The organism is Streptomyces sp. NPDC037401 (assembly GCF_055602345.1).
Window position 1 is genome coordinate 34,542 of the sequence record NZ_JBVJWO010000033.1, and the last position, 22,666, is coordinate 57,207.

26 protein-coding genes and 2 pseudogenes are annotated in these 22,666 nt (G+C 73.2%); 14 read left to right on the forward strand and 14 right to left on the reverse strand.

All coding sequences use genetic code 11. From position 1 onward, the window contains the following. Positions 1-222: 222 nt before the first annotated feature. Entirely contained in the window at positions 223-930 is a 708-nt protein-coding gene (locus ACZ7H1_RS28960; RefSeq protein WP_470790749.1) for a maltokinase N-terminal cap-like domain-containing protein, read from the reverse strand. Positions 931-996: 66 nt separating this feature from the next. Continuing rightward, positions 997-1,740 (reverse strand): hypothetical protein, encoded by a 744-nt coding sequence (locus ACZ7H1_RS28965; protein ID WP_470790750.1) that lies wholly within the window; start codon positions 1,738-1,740, stop codon positions 997-999. Between the two features lie 203 nt (positions 1,741-1,943). On the opposite strand from ACZ7H1_RS28965, the gene ACZ7H1_RS28970 reads away from it, so the two are divergent. Continuing rightward, positions 1,944-3,383, forward strand: a complete 1,440-nt coding sequence (locus ACZ7H1_RS28970) for a hypothetical protein (RefSeq protein ID WP_470790751.1) — start codon at positions 1,944-1,946, stop codon at positions 3,381-3,383. Positions 3,384-3,474: 91 nt separating this feature from the next. Continuing rightward, a complete protein-coding gene (locus ACZ7H1_RS28975) occupies positions 3,475-3,873 on the forward strand; it encodes a nuclear transport factor 2 family protein (protein WP_470790752.1) in 399 nt (132 codons plus the stop codon). A 39-nt stretch (positions 3,874-3,912) separates the two neighbouring features. Here the strand turns inward: ACZ7H1_RS28975 and ACZ7H1_RS28980 are convergent, their stop codons facing one another. After that, entirely contained in the window at positions 3,913-4,947 is a 1,035-nt protein-coding gene (locus ACZ7H1_RS28980) for a PucR family transcriptional regulator (protein WP_470790753.1), read from the reverse strand. 117 nt (positions 4,948-5,064) lie between these two features. Between ACZ7H1_RS28980 and ACZ7H1_RS28985 the strand changes: the two genes are divergently transcribed. Both ACZ7H1_RS28985 and ACZ7H1_RS28990 read left to right on the forward strand, forming a co-directional pair. After that, positions 5,065-5,961, forward strand: coding sequence for an alpha/beta hydrolase (locus tag ACZ7H1_RS28985; protein ID WP_470790808.1), 897 nt, complete (start codon positions 5,065-5,067; stop codon positions 5,959-5,961). A gap of 13 nt (positions 5,962-5,974) precedes the next feature. Then, complete coding sequence (locus ACZ7H1_RS28990) at positions 5,975-6,283, forward strand: hypothetical protein (protein ID WP_470790754.1); 309 nt, start codon at positions 5,975-5,977, stop codon at positions 6,281-6,283. Between the two features lie 100 nt (positions 6,284-6,383). Here ACZ7H1_RS28990 and ACZ7H1_RS28995 read toward each other — a convergent pair whose 3' ends face one another. Beyond that, positions 6,384-7,274, reverse strand: coding sequence for a S1 family peptidase (locus ACZ7H1_RS28995; RefSeq protein ID WP_470790755.1), 891 nt, complete (start codon positions 7,272-7,274; stop codon positions 6,384-6,386). A 220-nt stretch (positions 7,275-7,494) separates the two neighbouring features. Between ACZ7H1_RS28995 and ACZ7H1_RS29000 the strand changes: the two genes are divergently transcribed. Continuing rightward, complete coding sequence (locus tag ACZ7H1_RS29000; protein ID WP_470790756.1) at positions 7,495-8,388, forward strand: sigma-70 family RNA polymerase sigma factor; 894 nt, start codon at positions 7,495-7,497, stop codon at positions 8,386-8,388. A gap of 69 nt (positions 8,389-8,457) precedes the next feature. On the opposite strand, the gene ACZ7H1_RS29005 is transcribed toward ACZ7H1_RS29000, so the two are convergent. After that, on the reverse strand, positions 8,458-9,123 hold the full coding sequence (locus ACZ7H1_RS29005) for a hypothetical protein (protein ID WP_470790757.1): 666 nt from the start codon (positions 9,121-9,123) through the stop codon (positions 8,458-8,460). A gap of 169 nt (positions 9,124-9,292) precedes the next feature. On the opposite strand from ACZ7H1_RS29005, the gene ACZ7H1_RS29010 reads away from it, so the two are divergent. Together ACZ7H1_RS29010 and ACZ7H1_RS29015 are read left to right on the forward strand one after the other, a co-directional pair. Continuing rightward, on the forward strand, positions 9,293-9,661 hold the full coding sequence (locus ACZ7H1_RS29010) for a DUF1304 domain-containing protein (RefSeq protein ID WP_470790758.1): 369 nt from the start codon (positions 9,293-9,295) through the stop codon (positions 9,659-9,661). Then, on the forward strand, positions 9,658-10,227 hold the full coding sequence (locus ACZ7H1_RS29015; RefSeq protein WP_470790759.1) for a TetR/AcrR family transcriptional regulator: 570 nt from the start codon (positions 9,658-9,660) through the stop codon (positions 10,225-10,227). The genes ACZ7H1_RS29010 and ACZ7H1_RS29015 overlap by 4 nt, the downstream gene beginning before the upstream one ends. 77 nt (positions 10,228-10,304) lie before the next feature. On the opposite strand, the gene ACZ7H1_RS29020 is transcribed toward ACZ7H1_RS29015, so the two are convergent. Next, positions 10,305-10,562, reverse strand: a complete 258-nt coding sequence (locus tag ACZ7H1_RS29020; RefSeq protein ID WP_470790760.1) for a hypothetical protein — start codon at positions 10,560-10,562, stop codon at positions 10,305-10,307. A 303-nt stretch (positions 10,563-10,865) separates the two neighbouring features. Further along, positions 10,866-11,087: a hypothetical protein gene (locus tag ACZ7H1_RS29025; RefSeq protein ID WP_470790761.1), complete on the reverse strand. Its 222-nt coding sequence runs from the start codon at positions 11,085-11,087 to the stop codon at positions 10,866-10,868. A 279-nt stretch (positions 11,088-11,366) separates the two neighbouring features. Here ACZ7H1_RS29025 and ACZ7H1_RS29030 point away from each other — a divergent pair, with 279 nt between their 5' ends. Beyond that, positions 11,367-11,720 carry a hypothetical protein gene (locus ACZ7H1_RS29030; protein WP_470790762.1) on the forward strand — a complete coding sequence of 118 codons (354 nt, stop codon included), beginning with the start codon at positions 11,367-11,369 and terminating at the stop codon, positions 11,718-11,720. Between the two features lie 105 nt (positions 11,721-11,825). Continuing rightward, entirely contained in the window at positions 11,826-12,380 is a 555-nt protein-coding gene (locus ACZ7H1_RS29035) for a YbaK/EbsC family protein (RefSeq protein ID WP_470790763.1), read from the forward strand. 36 nt (positions 12,381-12,416) lie between these two features. On the opposite strand, the gene ACZ7H1_RS29040 is transcribed toward ACZ7H1_RS29035, so the two are convergent. Next, complete coding sequence (locus ACZ7H1_RS29040; RefSeq protein WP_470790764.1) at positions 12,417-13,340, reverse strand: serine hydrolase; 924 nt, start codon at positions 13,338-13,340, stop codon at positions 12,417-12,419. A 263-nt stretch (positions 13,341-13,603) separates the two neighbouring features. On the opposite strand from ACZ7H1_RS29040, the gene ACZ7H1_RS29045 reads away from it, so the two are divergent. Further along, positions 13,604-14,932, forward strand: coding sequence for a phytase (locus ACZ7H1_RS29045; protein ID WP_470790765.1), 1,329 nt, complete (start codon positions 13,604-13,606; stop codon positions 14,930-14,932). A gap of 75 nt (positions 14,933-15,007) precedes the next feature. On the opposite strand, the gene ACZ7H1_RS29050 is transcribed toward ACZ7H1_RS29045, so the two are convergent. The 5 genes and pseudogenes from ACZ7H1_RS29050 to ACZ7H1_RS29070 form a co-directional block, all read right to left on the reverse strand. Continuing rightward, entirely contained in the window at positions 15,008-16,510 is a 1,503-nt protein-coding gene (locus ACZ7H1_RS29050; RefSeq protein ID WP_470790766.1) for a S8 family peptidase, read from the reverse strand. A gap of 183 nt (positions 16,511-16,693) precedes the next feature. After that, positions 16,694-17,059, reverse strand: coding sequence for a hypothetical protein (locus ACZ7H1_RS29055; protein ID WP_470790767.1), 366 nt, complete (start codon positions 17,057-17,059; stop codon positions 16,694-16,696). 42 nt (positions 17,060-17,101) lie between these two features. After that, positions 17,102-17,263 (reverse strand): hypothetical protein, encoded by a 162-nt coding sequence (locus tag ACZ7H1_RS29060; RefSeq protein WP_470790768.1) that lies wholly within the window; start codon positions 17,261-17,263, stop codon positions 17,102-17,104. Between the two features lie 175 nt (positions 17,264-17,438). Further along, positions 17,439-17,666, reverse strand: a pseudogene (locus ACZ7H1_RS29065) (alpha/beta hydrolase); the annotation flags it as partial. 673 nt (positions 17,667-18,339) lie between these two features. Further along, on the reverse strand, positions 18,340-19,296 hold the full coding sequence (locus tag ACZ7H1_RS29070) for an AraC family transcriptional regulator (RefSeq protein WP_470790769.1): 957 nt from the start codon (positions 19,294-19,296) through the stop codon (positions 18,340-18,342). 84 nt (positions 19,297-19,380) lie between these two features. Between ACZ7H1_RS29070 and ACZ7H1_RS29075 the strand changes: the two genes are divergently transcribed. Next, complete coding sequence (locus tag ACZ7H1_RS29075; RefSeq protein WP_470790770.1) at positions 19,381-20,319, forward strand: MBL fold metallo-hydrolase; 939 nt, start codon at positions 19,381-19,383, stop codon at positions 20,317-20,319. A 127-nt stretch (positions 20,320-20,446) separates the two neighbouring features. Here ACZ7H1_RS29075 and ACZ7H1_RS29080 read toward each other — a convergent pair. Further along, positions 20,447-20,605 (reverse strand): annotated as a pseudogene (locus tag ACZ7H1_RS29080) (serine hydrolase); the annotation flags it as partial. A gap of 146 nt (positions 20,606-20,751) precedes the next feature. Between ACZ7H1_RS29080 and ACZ7H1_RS29085 the strand changes: the two are divergent. From ACZ7H1_RS29085 to ACZ7H1_RS29095, 3 genes are all read left to right on the forward strand, one after another. Further along, positions 20,752-21,009 carry a hypothetical protein gene (locus ACZ7H1_RS29085; RefSeq protein ID WP_470790771.1) on the forward strand — a complete coding sequence of 86 codons (258 nt, stop codon included), beginning with the start codon at positions 20,752-20,754 and terminating at the stop codon, positions 21,007-21,009. A gap of 218 nt (positions 21,010-21,227) precedes the next feature. Next, positions 21,228-21,689, forward strand: coding sequence for a hypothetical protein (locus ACZ7H1_RS29090; protein WP_470790772.1), 462 nt, complete (start codon positions 21,228-21,230; stop codon positions 21,687-21,689). Positions 21,690-21,890: 201 nt separating this feature from the next. Continuing rightward, positions 21,891-22,652 carry a class E sortase gene (locus tag ACZ7H1_RS29095; protein WP_470790773.1) on the forward strand — a complete coding sequence of 254 codons (762 nt, stop codon included), beginning with the start codon at positions 21,891-21,893 and terminating at the stop codon, positions 22,650-22,652. Positions 22,653-22,666: the final 14 nt, after the last annotated feature.

Consider the following 22,666-nt stretch of genomic DNA (forward strand, 5'->3'; position numbering starts at 1 on the left):
GTTCTTTCGTGGTCCGTTGTTGTTTTGGTTTCTTTTTTTTTGTTTCTCCCCTTTTCCCCCTCCCCCCCCCCCCCCCCCCCCCCCCCCCCCCCACCCCCCGGCGGTGAGCACGACGGCTGCGATCAGGGGAAGGGGAAACAACCGGCGGAGCATCCGACGACTGTGCCGCATGCCCGGGCACCTTGGGGCGAGGGCCCGCGTGCATGCCACCGAAGAGTGACGTCAGGCCGTCCCGCCTCCGCGCAGGACGACGAACGGCCCGCGCCCCCGGGAACCGTCCGGCCGCTCCCACTCCGCGGTCACCTGACCGAGTACTCCGGTTGCGGCGGAGCCGCCGGCCTGCCCCTGGGCTTCCAGGACCCGGTTCAGGTGCACGACCAGTGGGCCGTGTGCGTCCCTCCCCACGACCACATCGGTGCCCTGCGCCGTGCTGCCTACCGCCGCGACCGGCCCCGCTGCCGACGCGTCGGCCCCCGCAACGTCAACCGCCGCGAAGTCCGCCCCCGGTCCCTCGGCGGTGACCGAGCGGTCCGGGGTGCCGGTCGCGTTCTGCGCCTGCGGCTCGGCGCGGCCCTGGAGCAGGGCGAGGAGCTGGGCGACGCACACCGGGTCGTACGCGCCGTCGTACACCCATCGCCGACCGAGCACCCCGTGCTCCGAGGTGCCGACGAGCCCCTGCGCGGCGCCGTCGAGCGGCGCGCCGCGGTAGGTGAGCGGCACGTGGTACGTGTGCGGCCGGTCGCCGGAGTCGTCCGTGACGACCACGAACTCGATGCCGACCTCGCCCTGCGGGTCGTCGAGCCGGAAGCCTCCGGCCTTGCTCAGCCGGGGACCGTCCCCCGCACCGGCGTACCAGGGCTGCCCCGGAAGCCAGGCGGCGAGCAGCTCCAGTTTGCCGGGGGACATGGTGGTGCGATGAATGACAGCCATGCTCCGTGAACTGCCACGGTACGACGGGAATTCCCCGCGCCCGCTTCGGTGACCCGCCCCGGCGCCCTACTCGTTGCCTCCCGCCGGCCCGTAGTGCTCGAGGTACTCCCGGAAGGCGGGCACGAGCGCGGGCCGGTCGGCACCCTGCACCAGGTCCCAGAGTTCGTTCTCCACCCAGAAGCGGTAGGCGAACTCCTCGAAGGACGGCGCGCACCACAGGATCGCCGACGCAGCGCCGCCGCCCTCGGCACCGTCCTCGCGGCCTTCTCCGGTTTCGTCACCCGCGGCGTCGTAGTCGTCGCAGTTCTCGTAGTCGTCGCAGGCTTCGTAGTCGAGGTGCGACGCCACGACGAAGGCCTCCCCGCCGGGCCGCAGGTAGAGGTACCAGAACACGCAGTCCTGCTGGTCGCGGAGGAACCGTACGAGGCGGGCGCCCTCCTCCACCGGGCTGCGCAGCGGCCCCGAGAAATCGGTCCAGCAGCCGGTCACCGAAGCCCGGTCGAGCGAGTGGCACAGACGCGCGCTGCGGTAGAACGTCCGGAAGTCCCCGGGCAGGGTGATCCCGGCAGCGGCCAGCTGCTCCGCCAGCGCGGCGAGCTCACCGTCGTGATCCGACGCATCGGAACCGGCCCCGCCCAGCCACCGGAAGCCGCCGTCGAACGTGACGGTTTCGAGCGGCGGCAGGCTCTCGTACGGGTACACCTCGTACGTCCCCTCGCAGGCCCTGTACACGCCGAGGTCGGTGGCGCACCAGCCCCGGTCGAATTCCACCGGCGGCGGTGGGGTGTTGTCAGACGTTTCTGCGGACACCGCTTCCCCCTGTTGCTCATCGACCCGTCCCGGAACGGCGGGTCGATCACGAGCATGGCACCCGCCACTGACAACGCGACCGCACGGGCAGCAATCGCACATAGCGGGACGAGGAATGACAACCCGCTCATCGTACTGGACATGGCGACAGGCACGCTGAAATGATCTCCGGCCCCCCTTCCCTTACGTAAAGGCTTCAGAGAATGACGACGCCTCACACGTCCGTCTTCCGGCGTGCCGGGTGGGTCGCGGCGATCGCCGCGGTGCTGCTCGCGGTGCCCGCGCTCGGCACCCCCGCGCAGGCGGCTCCCGGCGACCCGGCCACCGTCTCCTCCTTCGACCTCAAGTCAGGGCCGGACCTGACCGGTCACGTCGCCGACCTCAAGGCCGCCCTGCCCGTGACGGGCGTGCAGGTCCTCCTCGACCAGGCCAACCGGATCGCGAAGACGGGCGCGTCGTGCACCACGGACCCCTTCGGCGCGGGGGACAACGGCGGCGCGCTGGCCCCGGCCGGAAAGCTCTGCTGGGACGGGGGCGACGCCGACACGAAGGAGTGGATACCCCAGGGCATAACGGGCGTATCTGATGCGCAGTCCGACGAACTCTGGGGCTCCCGGAAGCCGTTGGTCACCTCCTGGTACGACAAGTCCGACGCCGCGCTCTGCTCCTCGGACCCCGGCACCTGCGACGACAAGGGCGTGCGGTTGTCGTTCCTCGACCCGGAGACCCCCGTGACGGGGGACCCGGACGGACGCCGGTACCGGCACGTGCTGCTCGTCGAGCCGTACTACAACTCGTACGGCAACATCTCGTACAAGTCGGTCAACGTCCACGCCGGCGGCCTCGCCTGGTACAAGTACTACCTCTACATCGCCGACACCATGAACGGCCTGCGGGTCTTCGACATGCGGGCCGTGCTCGACCTCAACCCCGACCGTGACTCCGCCGTCGACGACACCACGCTCGACGGCCTCAAGAGCAACGTGCGCGACGAGACCAAGATCGGCCGGCAGAGCGGCGTCTACTACAGCCACACCTACCGGTACGTGATGCCGCAGGTGGCCTCGTACAAGTTCGTCGCCGCACAGGGCAACTCCTCCTCGGCGGCGACCTGCGTCGCCACCGGTGCCCCCAAGGCGTCCTACATCTCCGTCGACCGCAGCGACCTCACGGCCCCCGCGCTGCTCATGGGCGAGTACTGCAACTCCGACGAGACGCACCCCGAGAAGGGCCGGGTCGGCGCACTGCCCATCGACGACAGCACCGGCCTGCTCAAGGCGGCCGGCGGAGTCGTCAGCGCGACGCAGGCGTACTACCTGCCGCGCGACCTCACCCAGGGCGCCGCGCGCTACAACGGCACGTACTACTTCAACCGCAGCTACCTGAACAACAGCGGCAGCCTGCGGCGGGCCACCGTCTCCGGCGGCCGGCTCGTGGACTTCGGCGGCAACATCACCAACGCCGTCGGTCCCGAGGACCTGTACTTCGAGCACGGTCAGGGCCGACCCGGGGCGCCCCAGCACCTGTGGTCGCTCACGGAGCACCGCATGGACGCGAGCGACCCGACCTGCACCGACAACGGCTCCCCGTGCGGTCGGGTCGTCTACGCCCACCAGGTGAGCGACATCCTGGCGCGCCCGTAGCGCCCCGGGCGCCCGCGCGCCCGTAGCGTCCCGCGGCAGCAGCCACCGGGGGCCGGCCCGTCGGGCCGGCCCCCGGTGTTAGTGTCGCGCCATGTCAAAGACCGAGATCGACGTGGTGACGGCCGACTTCTTCGGAGCCTTCGACAACCGGGGCGGCAAGGCTGCCGACCTCGAGCGGCTCCGCAGGCTGTTCCTGCCGGGCGGTGTGATCGTCAAGACCGGCCCGGACCTCACGGTCTACACCGTGGACGAGTTCATCGAGCCGCGCCGGAAGCTGCTGGCCGAAGGCCGGCTGGTCGACTTCTCCGAGTGGGAGACCTCCGAACGCACCGACATCGCGGGCGACATCGCGTCCCGGTTCGGCGAGTACGGCAAGTCCGGGATCCTGGACGGCAAGCCCTTCGAGGGGGCCGGGACCAAGACCATCCAGTTCGTCCGCACGCCGGAGGGCTGGAGGATCGCCGCGTTCTCCTGGTACGACCGGCCCTGACCCCGGGACCGCCGGCGGGTACCGCCGCGGGCGCCGTGCTCAGTCGTCGAGCAGCTGCCATGCGGTCAGTGCGACGCCGGCCCGGATCAGCCCGGTGGGGCCGGTGAGTTCGATGCCCAGGATCCTGCCGATCTGTTCGAGACGGCGGGCGACGCTGCTGTGGTGCAGGTGGAGACGGTCGGCGGCCCGCCGCAGGGAGCCGGTGGCACAGTAGGCGTGCAGCGTCTCCAGGTCGTCCGGGTTCTCGGCGATGCGGGCGATCGCGGCCACGTCGGCGTTCTCCCGCGCGGCGTCCCGCGGCACCCGGGCGAGCAGGGCCAGCGCGCCCAGGTCGTCATGGCGGACGACCGGCCGGAGCGGGGTGGTGAAGCGGAGGGCCGTACGGGCCTGCTGCCAGGAGCGGTCGGGGCCGCCGGCGGAGCCGATGCCCGCGCGGACACCCTCGGGGAAGCGGTCCGGGTCGATGCCGGTGGCCAGGACGACGCCCACGCCGGCCAGCTGCGCCGCCCTGACCGTGCGGGCCGGGCAGACCAGGCCGCCGATCCGGTCGAGCGGCAGCGGCGAGCGTACGGCGGCGACGTGGAGCGGAGCGTCGGCGGCGAAGCCCAGGAGCCGTAACGCCCGGGCCCTGGCCGCTTCGTCGCTGCCGGAGCTGACGGCCAGCTCGACGAGGGCGGGGTCGGCCATGGTGGTGCCGGCCGGTCCGTACCGCTCGACGGCCGCCGCGGTGGCGAGGGCGAGCCGGTCGAGCAGTACGTCGTCCAGCGGGCCGGGTGCGCCGGGGCGCTCCAGCCACACCGTGCCGATCTCCTCCTCGTCGAGGGTGATCGGCACGGCGCTGGAGGCGGGTGCCTGCGGGGCGGACGCCGGCCTGCCGTCGGGCGCGACGCGCACGGTCCGGCCGGTCCCGTGGAGCCGGATCCCGGCCACGCACTCGGCCAGGACCGCCGAGGCCCGGGCGAGCGCCTCCGGGTCCACCCGGCGGCGCATCAGCGTGTCGTAGAACACGACGACGCGGATGGCGCCCTCGACGTGCGAGTCCAGATGTGACAGCCGTACGGCCAGTGCCTCCATGGGCAGAGGATAGGGCGCCACGGCAGGAGGCCAGCACGCCGGTCGGCGCGCAATCGGGCGGCGAGGCCCGACAGTTGGCGGATGACCTCGGCAGTGCCGGCCAGCAGGATGGCCGGCATGGATCCCGAACTCGAAGCATTCGTCCCCCTGCTCCCCTCGCTCGACCTGACCGACCCGGAAGCCGCTCGCAAGAGCTTCGCCGCGGCGGCCGCCGCGAGGCCGGCGGCGGACACCGGCAACGTGACGGCCGAGGACCGCACGGTGCCCGCCGGTCCCGGCGTGCCGGTGCGCGTCTACCGCCCGCGCCAGGCCCGGGGGACCGTCATCTGGCTGCACGGCGGCGCCTGGGTCCTCGGCGACCTGGACACCGAGGACCCGGTGGCCCGCCTGCTCGCGGAACTCTCCGGCGCGGTGGTCGTCTCGGTCGGCTACCGGCTGGCGCCCGAGAACCCGTTCCCGGCCGCCCTCGACGACGCGTACGCCGTGCTCGACTGGACGGCCGGGCACGCCGCCGAGCTCGGCATCGACCCGGCGCGCATCGCGGTCGGAGGCCACAGCGCGGGCGCCGGACTCGCGGCCGCGGTGGCCTTGCGGTCCCGTGACGAGCAGGGGCCGCCCATCCGCTTCCAGCTGCTCAACCAGCCCGAGCTCGACGACCGGCAGGAGACCTGGTCGGCCCGGAACTTCACCGACACGCCCTGGATGAACCGCGACAAGATCACTGCCTCGTGGCGGCACTACCTGGGCTCCGCGCCCGCCTCGCCGTACGCCGCCCCGGCGCGGGCCGCCGACCTGTCCGGCCTGCCGCCCGCCTACATCGCCACCGCGGAGTTCGACCCCAACCGCGACGAAGACATCACCTACGCGCTGCGCCTGCTGCAGGCGGGCGTGTCCGTCGAACTCCACCAGTGGCCCGGCACCTTCCACGGCTCGCAGGCGATCGCGTCCGCGGACGTTTCGCAGCGGCAGATCGCCGAACTCGCCGCAGCCCTGCGCCGAGCCCTGACCGCGTGAACCGGCAGGCGAGGTGCGGCGGCGCAACCGCCCGGGCCGGGAACCCGGCGGCACGGGCGGCCGTGGGAAGCCGTCCGAGTACCTCAGCCGGGACGCCGACGTCCTGGGGACGCCCCGGGCCCTCGGCGGAGGGTGGACCCCGGCCGCCCAACGCCTGCTGGTGTCGGCGGGCGACGCCACCGGCGACGCGACTCCCGGCCTCTGGCCCACCGCCACCGACGGCACGGCCGAAGACCTCGCCTTCGTGTCCGCAGTCACGAGCCCGTCCGCACCGGTGACGATCGGCACCGGCGGCTGGCAGTGGATCAACTCGCCGTCCTGACAGCCCGGATGTCCCTGCGCCGCCGATCCTCCGGAAGGCACCGGAGGCCCGGCGGCGCAGCCGCACCGCATGCCCCGCGGGGCATGCGGTGCGGACGGGGTCAGCGGCCGAGACGCTTCAGCAGGCGCTTGCCCTCGGCGGACTCGCCGAGCGTCTTCCACAGCTTGGCCGAGCTGGTGGAGGCGTACACGCCCGGGGCGCCCTGCTCGGCGCAGCCATCGCCGTACGAGACGATGCCGATCTGGTACGTACGGCCGGCCACCCTGCGGAACAGCGGGCCGCCGCTGTCACCCTGGCAGGAGTCCTTGCCCTCGACTCCCGCGCACACGTTGACGGCCTTGTTGTATCCGGGGTAGGTCGCCTTGCACTCGAAGTGCGACAGCAGCGGCACGTTCACACCGCGCAGCCGGTCGGGGTAGTGGGTGATCTCGGTGTCCGTGTTGCCCCAGCCGATGACCGTGGCCTTCGCGCCGGGGCGCAGCAGCGCGTCGGTGCCCGCGGTCGGCAGTTTCACGGGGGCGATGCCGGTGACCGGCTTGGCCAGTTCGAGCAGCGCCAGGTCGTAGGCCTCGTCGCCCTTGACGTAGCGGGGGTGCGAGACGATGGTGCGCACCGAACGCAGCTGCCCCTGGCTCTTGTCGGAGAGCACGGTGCGGCCGACGGTGACCTCCAGCTGCTTGGCCTTGGCGCCCGTCACGCAGTGCGCTGCGGTCAGGACGAGGTCGCTGCTGATCAGACTGCCGCCGCAGAACTGGCGGTTGACGGGGCTGCCCTCGCCCTTGCTCAGCAGGGCGGCCATCCACGGGTAGGCCGCGTCGGGCTGCTCCTTGCCGCCGATGACGCCGACGGGGGGCTTGGACGAGGTGGTGGACGGCTCCGGGAGGGCCGTGGCCGGGCCGATGGTCGACGCGGACAGGGCCAGCGCCGCGCCGGCCACCAGACCGGCGGAGGCTATGCGGCCGCCGCGGCGGCCGGGCAGGGACGTCTTCATGGGGGGTGGATCTCCTACTTCTTCCTCGATCGAATGCCAAAGGTCCGTACCTTCTGGGCTGTTGGCCTTGGCATCTACCGAGATACGAGAGTGGAATCCGTGCCCGGGGGTTCACTCCCGTCCAATTCGGTTGTGCGAAAGTTGATCTTCCGGCTACAACCGTGGTGCTTCACGGGCCCGTTGCTGCGGCCCGCCCGCCCGGAGGGAAGGAACGCCACACGTGGACGCCGACCAGAGCCTGTTGCCGACAGAGCGCTTCGAGGAACACCGGTCACATCTGCGGGCGGTGGCCTACCGGATGCTGGGCTCGCTCGGCGAAGCCGAGGACGCCGTCCAGGAAACCTGGCTGCGCCTGAACCGGACCGACGTCAGCGAGGTGCAGAACCTCGGCGGCTGGCTGACGACGGTCGCCGGTCGGATCTGCCTCAACATGCTCCGCTCCCGCGAGCACCGGCGCGAGGACCCGCTCGACGTGCAGGTCCCCGGGACGGCCGGCAGCCCCGACGCCGCGGTCCCCGACCCCGAGCAGGAGGCCCTCCTGGCCGACTCCGTCGGGCTGGCGCTGCTGGTCGTACTCGACACCCTGACGCCGTCCGAGCGGCTCACCTTCGTCCTGCACGACATGTTCGCCGTGCCCTTCGACGAGATCGCGCAGCTGATCGAGAAGACACCGGCCGCGACCAGGCAGCTCGCGAGCCGGGCCCGCCGCCGGGTCCGGGGCGCGGAGCCCGCACCGGACGCCGATCTGAACCGCCGGCGCCGCGTCGTCGACGCCTTCCTGGCCGCCTCCCGCGGCGGCGACTTCGCGGCGCTGGTCGCCCTGCTGGATCCGGAGGTGGTGCTCCGCGCCGACAGCGCGGTCGGCCCCACCCCCGCGCCCGTCTTCCTCCGCGGTGTCAACGCCGTGGCCAAGGGCGCGTCCGCTGCCGCGGAGCGGGTCCGCTACACGCAGCCGGCGCTGGTCGACGGCGAGGTCGGCCTGGTGATGGCGCCCCTCGGGAAGCTGTTCCTGGTACTCCGCTTCACGATCGCGGAAGACCGGATCACCGAGATCGACATCGTCGCGGACGCGGACCGCCTCGGCCGGGTGGAGATCGCCGTTCTCGACGCGTGACCAGGCCCCCGGAGCCCGGTCCGGCCGGGCTCCGGGAGTTCCGCCGGTGCGCTCCCGCCGGCCGTACGGTCAGCTGCGCGGCCAGTCGTACGCCGTGATGAGGTGTTCCAGGACCGGCGAGGTCCCCATGCCCAGCAGCAGGCAGGAGTTGAGGGCGTCCGCGAAGGTGGCGCCGGGGCGGCCCGCGGCCGGCTGGAGGCGGGGCTCGGAGCTGATGCCGAGCAGGCCGCCGTCGGCGATGGTGTGCCAGATGGTCGAGTACTGCCGGGCCGGCAGCACCAGATGGGCCGTGCTCCTGCGCGACGCCGTGCCCTGGAACTCCAGGTTCAGCTTGACCAGCGGCTCCAGGCCGCCCATCGCGGACCAGCCCGTCCCGATGCCGAGCCGGTCCCCGACCTCCGCCGGGCCCACCTCGTCCAGCAGCCTGAACGCCTCCCGCAGCTGCGGCGCGGGCCCGAACGTCCGATCGTCCTCGTGGACGAGGAAGGTGAACAGCGGCTTCATCGCCACGTCGCGCGCGCCCTTGCCCGGCAGGATCAGCGCCGCGCCGGCCGCCAGCACCGTGCCCGCGAGGAAGTCCTGCCGCTGGCGCGCCTCGTCGTCGGGGTCGTACCGCGTGCTGCGGGTGATCCGCCCCGGGGTCGGCCGGTGCAGCGGACCTCCGCCGTCGTCCGTCCCGCCCCAGACGTCTGCCGCTTCGCGTTCCTTGCGTTCCTTGCGTTCCTCGCGATCCACCGCCGCCCCCAGTGCTGCGCCGACCCGATGCCCGTGCCGCCAGCGTGGCACAAAGAGAGCCCCGCCGGGGCCGGTTGGGGGATCGGGGGCGGTGTCCGGGACGCCGGGCTCATTCCTGGACTGGTGTCCATGTATTCTGGACACCCGTCCATGAAATGGAGTGCTCCCCATGGAGATCACCGCGAACGTGCTGGTCGCCCTCGTGGCCTTGCTGCACGCCTACATCCTGGTGCTGGAGATGTTCCTGTGGGAGCGTGCCCCGGGCCGGGGGCTGTCCGGGTTCGACCGCGAGATGGCCCGGGCCACCGCCCCGCTCGCCGCGAACCAGGGCCTCTACAACGGCTTCCTCGCCGCCGGACTCGTCTGGGGCCTCGTCGCCGACGACCCCACCGGGTTCCGCGTCCAGGTCTACTTCCTGATCTGCGTCGTCATCGCCGGGCTGTACGGCGGCTTCACCGCCAACCGCCGCATCTTCGTCGCCCAGGCACTGCCGGGCGCCCTGGCCCTCGCCGCCGTCCTGGCGGTCGCGGCCGGATGAGCCCCCGGCCCTCCGACCCCCGCACCCGGCGCACCCGGGCCCGCCTCCAGGAGGCGCTGCTCGCCGAGTGCGCCGACCGGCCGCTCCGGGAGATCACGGTCGCGATGCTGGTGCGCCGGGCTGCGGTCGCCCGCGCCACGTTCTATCTGCACTACGCGGACGTCGAAGACCTCGCGGTGGACACCTGCGGGGGCATCGTGCGCGAGGCGGTGGACGCCCTGCACGCCTGGCAGGGCGCCCCGGACCCGGCGCTGCCACCGCCTGCCCTCTCGGCCTTCTTCCGGGACGCGGCAGGGCGTACGGACCTCTACGCGGCCCTGCTCGGCCCCGGCGGCGGCGGTCCGCTCGGCGACACGCTCCACCGCGACCTGCGGGCCCGCAGCCTGGCCGAACGCACCGCCGCCGGCGGCTCGGCCCCCGACCTCGTCGCCTCGGCGGTGGCCGCCGCCTTCACCGGAATCCTCGCGGACTGGTCCCACGGGCTGATCGACCGCACCCCCGAGGCGCTGGCCGGGGACGTCTGGCGCCTGCTGATCGCCCTCCACCGGCACGGCCCGCCGCGCTGACGACGGCCGCCGTTCACCGTGACCGGACAGCCGGCGGCCGCCGAGCCGTCGGCCGCCGGGGCGCGTGCGCCGTGCCGTCAGCCCGTGATGATGACGGTGGCCGTGGCGGCCACGATCGTCGTGACCGAACACACCAGCATGACGGTCCTGACGCGATGGCCTTCGTCGGACGCCAGGGCCTGGCGCAAGTGCTCCAGCGCCCGGGCGGCTCCGCAGCCGGGCTCGGCGGGAGTCGTGTGCTCCTCGCGGAGGAGGGCGCAGCGGGTGCAGTCCTCGGTGTGCGAGCCGCCCTGCCAGTACGCGCCGTCCAGTTCGGCGAATCTCGGTTGTTCCACGCCGTGCTCAACTCCGCCGCCGGGGCCGGGCAACGCCCTGGCCACGGGTCGAGACCTGATCGGTATGCACCGGGCCCGGGGCGTCCTGGAGCCACAGCCACCGGGCGAGCAGGCCGGTCGCCGTGCCCGCCGCGTGGTACGGGACAGGCCAGGCGCGAGGGCCGCGCTCGCCGTGTCCCCGGGAAGTGCCGTGCGGAGTCCGGGGGTTCGGATGGAGGGCAGGCCGCCCCCGTCGTGCCGGACCGGCACGTGCACATCACCGCCGGCGGTGTCGCGGGGCCGGCGGTGAGGGGGTGCTCCAGGTCAGAGTCTGCCCATGCGCGTGTACGGGCTGACGATCCGTGCGGTGCGGGATCCGAAGTCGACCAGCATGGCGACGCCCTCCTCGACGCCGATGATCCGGCCGAGGCCGTACTGGTCGTGGGTGACCCGGTCTCCCAGTTCGAAGTGCTTGGCTGCCGGGGCGACCGGAGCCTGGAAGGGACTGGTGGGCAGGTGGCGCCGCGGCGCGGATGGCTTCGTCATCGTGAAACCAGTATGCGCCTCCGGACCTATGATCGGGCAGGCCTGCGGCGCCTCCGGGGCGGCGAGGATGCCGGGCGGCCGCAGCCGTCGGGCCGCCCGCCCCGGGTCCTGCCCTCGCCCCGCCGCCCTGCGGACCGGGCAGCCACCGGAAAACGGCAGGTCCAAGCTCGATGCCGGTATCCTGTCCCCGCATTGACCCAAGGTCAGCTTGTCCAATGAGCCGGCGAAAAATCCGATACGTCAGGCCGTGTGGTGGTACGGCAGGAGAGGGAGACCCCGATGGACGCGCAGCACTTCGAGCGGATCACCGCGTTCATCGAGGCGCGCCTCACCCCGCTGTTCGACGCGGAGACGGGCAGCGAGTACGGCTTCGGCATGGACGACACCTCCCGCGCGCTGCGTGCCCTGCGCAACGCCGTCCTGGAGGCCTCGTCGATCAAGGGCCTCATCGAGACGCGGGCGACGGCCGAACCGGCCGTGCGCCGCATCATCGACCAGTCGGTGGAGCACAACTGGGACGTGCTGCGCGGCATCGCCCGCCAGTGGGAGGACCACGGCGACTTCCGGCGCGAGTTCAAGCGCCACGCGTGGGAGCTCGACGAGGCGCCCGCTCCCGCCGCCGCGAAGGGCTGAGCCCCCCCCCCGCGTCCGCCGGGCCACGTGCTGGTGTGGCACCACGGCCGGTGAACCGGGCGGATCCGGGGCCGGGGCGGCCGGGGGCGGTGTTAGCGTGCGGGGATGCGCGCTCCCCTCGGAACCTTCGACGACGCCCGGCCCGCCCCCGACTGCCTCGACGAGCTGACCCGGCCGGTGGCCGAGGCGGTGCGCGGATGGCGCGGCGGCGTACCGGCCGGACAGATCGTGTACGTCGACACCGACCCGGAGATCGCCGACACCGCGGCCTTCGTCGCACACTACGGGCAGGAGCTGCTCGGGCAGTCCGCGAACTGCGTGGTCGTGGCCGCCAAGCGCGGCGGTGAGACGACGCTCGCCGCCTGCGTGGTGCCGTCCGCCGCCCGCGCCGACGTCAACGGCGTGGTGCGGCGCCACCTCGACGCCCGCAAGGTGTCCTTCGCCCCGATGGCGACGGCCGTGGAGCAGACCGGCATGGAGTACGGCGGCATCACCCCGCTGGGGCTGCCGGCCGGCTGGCCGCTGCTGGTGGACTCCGCCGTGGTGGACATGCCGTACGTACTCGTCGGCAGCGGCCGACGGCGGGGCAAGCTCATCGCGCCGGGGAAGCTGTTCGCCGAGCTGCCCGGCGCCGAGGTCGTCGAAGGCCTCGCCGGCTGAGGCCGGGGGGGCGCCCCCCCCCGGCCCCGGACGGGGTCAGTTGCCGGGAACCGGCGGGATGGCCTCGGTCGGCGTGGTCGTCGGCGTGTACCGCTGCGGGGCGACCGTCGTCGGCACGAGGGCCTTGTGGATGGCCTTCGAGATGCCCTGGATGGTCGCGACGCCGTAGTCCATCGTGGTGTTGTCCTGCGTCAGCACGGAGATGGAGTAGTCGCGCCCGCCGCCCTGGAAGGCGCCGACGCTGTGGACCCGCCAGCCGTGCGTGGCGCGCGGCAGCCAGCCGTTCTTGACGTGCACCTTCACCGTGGACGGCGCGCCCGCCGGGGTGCCCCAGCGCTGCGAGGCGACGACCTTGTTCATCAGCTTGAGGAGGTACGCGCGGGAGTTGTCGCTCAGGACCGTGTTCTTCGCCGTGATCAGCGCGAGGAGCTTCTGCTGGTCCGTCACGTTGATCTGGGTGAGGCCCCAGTAGCCGCCCGTGCCGGGCACGGTCTTCGTCATGCCGGCTGTGGTGAGGAACCCCTTGATCTTCGTCAGGCCGAGCTGGCGCCACAGGGCGGTCGTGGCGTTGTTGTCGGACTTGGTGATCATGGCGGTCGCGAGGTCGGCCTCGCGCTGCGTCAGGTAGCGGTTGGTCTTCTTGGCGTCCCACAGCAGGGTGGCCAGCACGGTCACCTTGACGATGCTGGCCGAGTCGTACGCCGAGGTGGCGCGGAAGGTGCACGTGGTCTTCGTGCTGCGGTCGTACAGCCCGACCGCGATGGCGCCCTTGCGGTACTTCATGGCGGCGGTGATGTCCCGCTGGAGCTTCGTGGCGAGACCGGCCTTGGCCGAGCTGCAGGCCACCTGCGGTGCGGGAGCGGCAGCGGCGGGCGCGGCCGCCGTCACGAGCGGTACGAGCACTCCCGCCGCGGCGGTCGCGGACAGCACGCGGGCGCGCCGGGATATCCGGTGAATCATATGGAGGTGTCCCCATCCCCTTGTCGTCGGTCGAGTGCGCCCCCGGCGCACTCGCACCCTCATGACGCGCGGGAGCGGGGAATGGTTGTACCTCGTACGAAAAAATGTTCGTAACGTTATCGAGGGCCGGTCGCGCTCGCCGGGCCACCTTCGAGTTCACGGTCGGCACACCCGCGCGCCGTGTCGCGGCTCGTGCGGCTTCATCTCGCGGTCCCACGCTCGGCGACGACTGACCGTCATGTTCCTGACATTGGAGTCCCTTCGTGGCCCTGCAACGTCGCGTCCGGCCCGCCGCACCCGCCGCCCTCGTCCTGAGCGCGGCCCTCGCGGTGCTCGCCGCCGGCACCGCCTCTCCCTCGACCGCCCTCGCACACCCCCGCGGGACGGCGACCCTGCCGGCCGTCACCCCCACGTCGGAGACGGCCACGCTGTTCGACGACGAGGAGGGCGGCAACGCCAACGCCGACGACCCCGCGATCTGGCGCAACACCGCCGACCCCGGCCGCAGCCTGGTCGTCGCCACCGCCAAGGAGGGCGGACTGCGCGTCTACGACCTCGACGCGGCCCAGGTGCAGGCCCTTCCGGCCCCCGCCGGACCGGGCGCGGACGACGCGCCGGGGCGCTTCAACAACGTCGACCTGGTCACCCGCATGCGGCTGCCGGCGGGCCGCGCCGACCTCGCGGTCGTCACCGACCGGGGCAACGACCGCCTGCGCATCTACCGCATCGACGGCGACCGCTCCGGAGCACCGCTGACCGACGTCACCGACCCCGCCGCCGCCCCGGTCTTCTCCGCCGACCAGACCGAGATCAACGACCAGCGCACGGCGTACGGGCTCGCCACCTGGACCGACCCCGCCACGCAGCGCTCGTACGCGCTCGTCAGCCGCCGCCACGAGACGACCGTCGCCCTGCTCGAACTCCTCGCGGTCCCGGGCGGCAAGGTCGGCTACCGCAAGGTCCGCACCCTCGACCTGCCGTCCTCCTTCAGGCTGCCCAACGGCACCGCGTGGACGCCGTGCAGCGAGCCCGGTGAACGACCGCAGGTCGAGGGCATGGTCGTCGACCCCGCCACCGGGACGCTCTACGCCGGGCAGGAGGACGTCGGCATCTGGCGCGTCCGCGCGGACCTCACCTCGCGGCCCGTCCTCGTCGACCGGGTCCGGGAGTACGGAGTGCCGGGCACGTACGACGAAGAGACCGAGGAATGCGCCCCGGGCGCCGACCCCGGCTACGGCGGGCGGCGCATCTCCGCCGACGTCGAGGGCCTGACCCTGATCAACGAGTCCGGCGGCGACGGATACCTGATGGCGTCCAGCCAGGGCGACGACAGCTTCGCCTTCTACGACCGCGAGCTCGACGAGGACAACGAGTACGAGGCCGGGCTGCGCATCACCGCGCGCTCCGAGGACCTCGACGGATCCGAGGAGTGCGACGGCGCGGCGGCCCTCAACCAGCCCCTCGGCCGGAAGTACCCCCGCGGCCTCCTCGTCGTCCAGGACGGGCACGACGCCCCGGAGGACGGCGAACGCACCGCCACGGGCTTCAAGTTCGTGGACCTGGGCGCCGTCCTGGACCGCATCGACGACTGATCCGGGCCTGGACGGCCGGTGCGGGACGCCGGTGCAGGGCGGCGGCCGCGCCGCCCTGCACCGGCCGGATCACCTTCAGCAGCGCGGGCAGGCGTCGCGGATCACGCGCCACGTGAACGTGGTGCTGCCGGTGCCGCCCGCCGCGTCCACTGCCGTGACCGTGACCGTACGGGTGCCGGCACCGCGCAGGATGCCCGAGATGCGGCCGGTCGTGGCGTTGATCGACACGCCGGTCGGCAGGTTCGCGGCCGACCAGGTGTACGGCGGTGTACCGCCGGTGGCCGTCATCTGCAGCGAGACGCTGTCGTACTGGTACCCGGTCTGGTTGCCGGGGTTGGCGACGTTGACCGTGCCGCTCTGGCTGCCGCCGGTGTACAGCAGCAGGTTCGGCGACCCGGAGCCCGGGTTGATCACCTTGCCGGGCGTGGCCGCGGCCGTCAGGGCGGCCTGGACCTGCGCCGGGGTGTCACCGGTGTGCGTCGCCAGGTGCAGCGCCGCCGCGCCGGCCGCGTGCGGGGCCGCCATCGACGTGCCCTGGAGGACGTTCGTTGCCGTGTCGCCCGTGTACCAGGCCGAGGTGATGCTCACGCCGGGCGCGAACAGGTCGGTGCAGGGACCGTAGTTGGAGAAGCCCGCCCGGTTGTCGGCGCTGTCGGTCGCATTGACCGTGATGGCCTCCGTCACGCGCGCGGGGGAGTAGTTGCAGGCGTCTCCGCTGCGGTTGCCGGACGCGAGAACGACGGTGATCCCGGCGGCGATCGTGTTGCGCACGGCCGCGTCCGCGGTGGTGTCGATGCCGGCGTAGCCGAGGCTCATGTTCGCGACCGCGGGCCTGACGGCGTTCGTCGCGACCCAGTTCAGGCCGTCGACCAGGCCGGCCGTGGTCCCGGACCCGGCGCAGTTCAGCACCTTCACGGCGGTGAGCCTGACCTGCTTGGCCACGCCGTACGCGCCGCCGCCGACCGTACCCGCCACGTGCGTGCCGTGACCGTTGCAGTCGGTGTTGTTGGTGTCGACGGAGTTGTGGCCCCATACCGCCCGGCCGCCGAAGTCGGCGTGGGTGGTGCGGATTCCGGTGTCGAGGATGTACGCGTTCACGTTGGAGGCGGTGCCCGCGTACGAGTAGCTGTTGTCGAGCGGCAGGTTCCGCTGGTCGATCCGGTCGAGACCCCAGGACGGCGGGCTGGGCTGGGTGCCCTGGAGGCGGATCTCGGCGTCCTGCTGGACGTACTCGACGCGCGGGTCGGCCGCCAGCCGGGCGGCCTGCGCGGAGCTCATCCGTACGGCGAAGCCGTGCAGCGCCTTCTGCCACACCATCCGGACCTGGCCGCCGTAGCGGTCGGCCAGCGTCTCCGCGGTCTGCGGGATCGACCGGAGCGACACCGCGCCGTCCCTCAGGACGACGACGTAGCTGCCGGGAACGGCCCGGGCGCCGGCGACGGTGCGGATCTCGCCGACGTCCGCACGGGGCGCGGCCGCGCCGGTGCCCGTGCTCGCCGCCGTGGTGGCGGTGACGGCGGCGACCACGCCGACGACCAGTGCGGATAATCGCCGGCGACGGCTCTGGTTCTTTTCCAAGGGGGACCTCCGGACTCGACAGGGCATGCCGGGGCGCACGCGCCGGACGCGTGTACGCCGTGGACATGAGGGGACATACCGTTCGAAGTGCGAGGGAGCTTCGGCAGCATAGAGAGCGCCGAGGATCCGGCACCAGGGCACGGACGGCCCGAAAAGCGGAGGCAAGCGTCCCTCTTGGGCGGATCAGCCGGCCTCCTTGACGCAGGTCCGGTCGCGCGCGGGCGGCCTGCCGGTGGCCAGGCAGCGGTTCACCTCGTCGTCCGCGCACGCGTTGCCGGTCGCGGACACGATCGGTGCGGAGGCGTCGTGGCGGACCTGCGTGGGCCGCTCGCGGGGCCGGTCCCGGAAGGCGCACGGGGTGATGTTGTGGGTGAGGGGGCCGAGGAGCGGGTGCGTGCCGCGGATGCCCTCGATGTCGCGCCAGTAGCGCTCGGGGTCGCGCGGTGCGGCCACGTCGCCGCAGATGATCGCGATCTGGACGCTGCCGTAGTGGGACTGGCCGTTCTTCAGTACGGCCTGCAGCAGGGCGGCGAAGGGCGGCGGCAGCACCGTCGGGCGGCCCTCCGCCGCCCTGGCCGGTACGGACAGCTGCTAGGCGAGCGCGGCCCGGGACGCGTCGGTGTCGTCCGCGATGCCGTTGACGATGACGAACGGCACCTGGGTGTCGTCGAGTTCGAAGGACCGGGGTGAGGTTCCGACGGTCAGCGGGCGGCGCGCGGACTCCTCGACGATGCGCTCGAGGGTGGCGAGCACCTGCGTGCGGGTGCGGCCGAGTCCGTAGGCGCCGTCGCGGCGGGCCGCTCATGCGGCCCAGTCGGCGAGCGCGGTCGTTCTCGGCCAGGGCGGGGCGCAGCGGCCGGGGCCGGTAGTGCGCCGGGTCGATCGCGCCGTCCAGGACCACGCGGTCGGAGCGGCCGGGGAACATCTGGGTGTAGACGGTGCCGAGGTACGTTCCGTACGAGTAGCCGAGGTAGGAGATCGTGCGCTCGCCGAGTGTGCCGACCTGGCGGTCGAAGGAAGCCCGGCCGAGACCTGTCGCGAACTGGCTGGTGCCGACGGGCCAGTTGCAGTCGAGGGGAGTGCTGCGGCCGGTGAAGCGGGGGTCCATGCCGATGATGTCGAAGCCCGGCACGGCCTGCTTCATCGCCGTGCGCATGCCCGGCGGGGAGTGCAGCGCGGGACCGCCGGGGCCGCCGTTGTCGAGGACCAGCGCACAGATGCGGTGGCGGGTGTCGGTGGCCCTGAGCCGGGAGACCGCGACGGTGATCGTCCGGCCCGGGGGGGCGTAGTCGAGCGGCACGGTCACGTCGGTGCACTGGGCGCCGGCTGCGTCCAGCTCGCGGCCCGTGGTGTCGTCGGGGCCCTGGGCACATCTGCCCCGGTCGAGGCGCTGCCGGCAGTAGCGGCCGAGGCCCGGCCGGGGCGGGCCGTACGGCCGGATCCGCCCCGGCGGCGGACGCGGGAGCGGCGGAGGCGGAGACCGCGGGGAGGAGGGCGAGACAGACGGCGGCGGCCAGTGCCGAGGCCGAGGCACGGCGCACGGCCGCGCCGGGGGTGGCTGGGTACGTGCCACTCGACGCCAAGGGCTGTTCCGTCACCCCCGGCGGGCGCACGGCGTCGGCTACGGCACCTCGCTGCGTTGTCGGAACATCGGAATGCACCCGGTATGAGGATGCTCCTCCGCCTTGCGACGCACCGCATCCGACGCCGTGCGCTGATCCACCAGGGGTTACGGGACAGTCCTGGGCGCGTGCAGCCCGGCCTTCACTCCGGCCTGCACCCCGACACCGGTGAGGCCCGCCCCACCTGCCCTCGGCACGCGCCCGCGGTCACCGTACGGGGCGCGCCCCCGCGGCCCGGGCCCGGTAGCGCCCGGGAGTCGTGCCGAACTCGCGGCTGAAGGCGTGCGACAGGGCGTACGGGCTGCCGTATCCGACCCGGTCGGCGACGGCGGCCAGGGGGTCCGTGGTGTCGCGGAGCAGGGTGGCGGCGAGGCTGAGGCGCCACCAGGTCAGATAGGCCATCGGTGACCGTCCGACCAGGGCGGTGAAACGACGCCCGAGGGTGGGCCGGGACACCCCCGCCGCGGCCGCCAGGCGCTCGGTGGTCCACGGAGCGGCCGGGGCGGAGTGCAGCGCCCGCACGGCCGCGGCGGCCACCGGGTCCCCCAGGACGGCCGGCCAGGCCCCGTTCCGGCTCTCGGCCACCCAGGAACGGATCATGTAGACGAGGAGCAGGTCGAGCAGGCTGGGGACCGCGACGCCGGAACCGGGCTGCTGCCCGCCCAGCTCACGGCCCAGCAGATCGATGGCGGAGCGGAGTCCGTCACCGCTGCCCGCCCGGCGCGGCAGGTGGACGACCTCCGGCAGCTCCGCCATCAGCGGGTGCACGCGGCTGCGGTCGAGCCGGTACTTGCCGCACAGCAGCTCCACCGCGCCCGTAGGGGCCCCCGGCGCGCGGGGATGCCCTTCCCCGGGACCGCCGGGACCGTTCAGCCGGTCGAGCACCTCCTCGAACGGCGCGGCCCTCCGCACGGCTTCCGCGTCGGCCGGGGAGTCGGCGATCACGTGCCCCGTGCCGTACGGCAGCAGCACCGCGTCGCCCGGCCCGAGCGAGACCGGGGAACCGCCGTCGGACAACAGCCAGCAACTGCCTTCCAGTACGACGTGGAAGCCGGCGCCGTCGTACGGCGCGAGCCGCGTGCACCAGCTCCCGCTCACCCGCACCCGGTCCGACGAGGGCCGCCCGATGCGTACGGCCGAGATCGCGTCGCTCACCACATCCATCGCACCAGCGTATGAGCAGGACGCGTATCCGGCTGACCCGGACGGGCATTGAGCGGCTCAGCCGCGCTTCCTAGGGTCGAGTGCATGAACACCGAAAGCAGGCAGAGCATCGTGCTCGGGGACGTCGAGGTCATCCGGGTCGTCGAGTGGCAGGGCCCCTTCGTCCCCGCCCGCGCCATGGTCCCGGAGGCCGGGGCCGCGGTCTGGAAGGACAACGAGCGCTGGCTCGCGCCCGACCACTGGCGGCCCGGCGACGACATGGCGGTGATGGCACTGCAGACGTGGGTCCTGCGCAGCGGCGGCCGGACCGTCCTGGTCGACACCGGGGTGGGCAACGGACGCGAACGCCCGCAGTCCCCGCACTTCCACCACTGGCAGGGAGACTTCATCGGCGCCCTGTCGCGGGCCGGAGTCCGCCCCGAGGACGTCGACGTCGTCGTCAACACCCACATCCACGCCGACCACGTCGGATGGAACACCCGCGACGCCGGCGGGCAGTGGGTGCCGACCTTCCCGAACGCCCGGTACCTGATCCCTGCCGCCGACGACTTCCACTTCGGTCCGCGCAACTCCCACGGCAACGGCCTGCGCCCGGACGACCGGCTGATCTACGAGGACAGCATCGCCCCCGTCCACCGGGCAGGCCAGGCCGTACTGTGGGAGGGCACCCACCGCATCGACGACCGCCTCACCCTGGAGTCCGCCCCCGGCCACACCCCCGGCTCGTCCGTGCTGCGCCTCGCGTCGGGCGGCCACCGCGCGGTCTTCGTCGGAGACCTCCTCCACAGCCCGGTCCAGATCCTCGCCCCCGCCTGCAACAGCTGCTTCTGCCTGGACCCGGAACAAGCCGCGTCGTCCCGCCGCCGGGTGCTCGAACGCGCGGCTGCCGAGGGCGAGTTGGTGCTCCCTGCTCATTTCGGCGGCGCGGGCGCGGTGGAGGTCCGCCGGGAAGGCGCCGGCTTCGCCCTCGGACGGTGGGCCGGATTTCCGAGCGTGCCGGGGCGGCCTACGGCACGGGGATGACGTTGCCGGGGGACACGGTCTCCGTGACCGCCTTGCCGAACAACATGCTCGGCTCGTGGTTCTCGTACAGGACGTCGGTGTTGAGCAGGACGGCCAGCGTCGCCTGCGCCTGCGGCAGGTAGACCGTGAACAGCCCGCTCCGCATGCCCGTCAGGTCGCGCGGGGTGATGCGGTCGCCGTCGGGGACGCGGTCGATGTGCTTGGCGATCGGATCGTCCAGGCCGAGCTTGCCCCGGTCGACCAGTTCGAGGACGGCGGTCACCGTGAACGTCTTCGTCTCGCTTCCCGGTGATGCGCGAGGCGCAGGTGCCGGGCGTGATGGTGGCCCTGGGCGGCCGCCCCACTGGCCGCGAGGTGAGCGCCGGCACCCGGCCGGGTGCCCGGGCGTCACCGGTCGGCCCGTTGCGTCGTTGGTGCGCTATGACTGATTTGATGGTGAAGATCCCCGCCGACTGGCTCGCCCGCGTGTTCCTCTCCTTGCGCCGGGGCACTTCCGCGGACGCCCACGCGCTCGCGGTCGAACTCCAGCCGTTCACGGAGAAGCCCGGTCAGCGCGTGCCCGTCCCGAGGGCGACGGTGCTGCGGACCGAGGTCGTGCTGCGCGGCGAGATGGAGACCGCGGGCGGGCAGCGTCGGCGGGAGGAGCTGGCCGAGGCGGCCGAGTACCTGCGCATGACGGGCTGCGGCTGAGGTCCGCGGCGGGGCCTGCCCGGGGCTGCCGGGCGGGCCTCCTGCCGCGGTACGGTCCGCCCCCGGCTGAGGTGTACCCATGAGTCAGCCCGGGTCCGTGACACCGCGTCCGCGGTCTGCCTCTGTGTATGACGCCACGGCGTGCCGCGGCCCGCCTGCCGGTGCCGGGCGGGAAACCGCTTGGCGGCGGCAGGGAGCCGTCCTACCGTTCGGAGGCGATGGACATCACCTTCCGGAAGCTGCCGGACAATCAGCACGAGATCCTGGTGACCGGGCGGCGCGGGCCCGACGTGCGGCTGCCCGCCCAGCCCACCGGGCCGAGCATTCCGCACGACCTCGCGCACGCCGCCGTCGAGGAGGCGCTCGGGATCACCGACGGCTTCTGGGGAGCGATCGCCGAGGGGGCGACCTTCGAGGGCTTCGAGTTCACCGCACCGACCCGGCACCGGCGCTCCGGTCTGAAGGTCCTGCGCCGCGGGGGCGACGCGGTGATGGCGGCCGAGCTCCACGTCAACTGGGCGTACCGGGTGTGGTCCGGGCTGTCCGTGACCGGCCGCGGCGTGGGCCGCGCCCCGCTCGACGGGCCGGCGCTCGTGCGGACGGGCGCCGCCCTCGACGCGGCTGCGGCCCGCTGGGCGGCCGTAACGGAGGGTGACCCCCTGCGCTGGCACTGGCGCTGAACCCGGGCGCCGGAGCCGTATCACCCGCGAAATGACCACGGAGGGTGAGCGTGCGGGTGTGCCGCGGTGAGCAGGGAGGCGTCCGGGCGGAGCTCACATCCCGCAGGACTTCTGCACCTCTCGGGCGGTGTGGAACGCTGGTGGGGTGAACCGGGCCCGTCAGACCTCGTGCCGCCCGGCCGACAGACACGGAAACCGCCCATGTCACAGTCCCTGCGCCTCCCCGCCGCCGTCGGCGGCGCCCTCATAGCCCTGGTCGTCGCGGCCTGCGCGCCCGGCACCGCCGCCGCGCCCGCTCCAGGCCCGGCCCGGTCCACCGCCGCGGCGGCACCGACCGCAGCGGCCGGAACCCCGGTACGGGAAGCCCCGCCGCGGGCCACGTCGCCCTCCTCGGCGCCGGCCACCACCGCGCCCGCCGTCCAGACCCGCGTCGCCAAGCCGCCCGCCCGCACCGTCGCCGTGATGTCCATACCGGCCATCGGGGTCCAGGGCCTGCGCGTGGTCCCGTACGAGGGCACGACGGACGACGAAGCCGGCACCGTCATCCAGGACCGCGGCGTGGCCGCCAGCCCGTACGGCTCCCGGGGCGGAGTCGGCCCGGGCGAGGTGGGCAACTACCTGGTCACCGCACACCGCCTCTCGGCGGGCGGCCCGCTGCGCGACCTGCCCGCGCTGGCCGAGGGATCGCCGGTCTACGTGACCGCGGGGGGCGTGACGTACGAGTACGAGATCACCGGGACCCGCAAGACGTCGTTCCGCTCGGAGCGCTCGCTCGGCGAGCAGCGTGCCGCGGTCCCGGGCTTCCCCGGCCGGACCCCCACCCGGGCGATGATCACGATCTCGACCTGCGCGACCCCCGAGGACCACGCCGAGGGCAACTACTGGAGCGACGCCCAGGGCAACCCGGAACACCGCATCGACAAGATCGGCGTGCTGCGCAAGACGACACCCGCCACCACCTGACGGTGGTGGCGGGC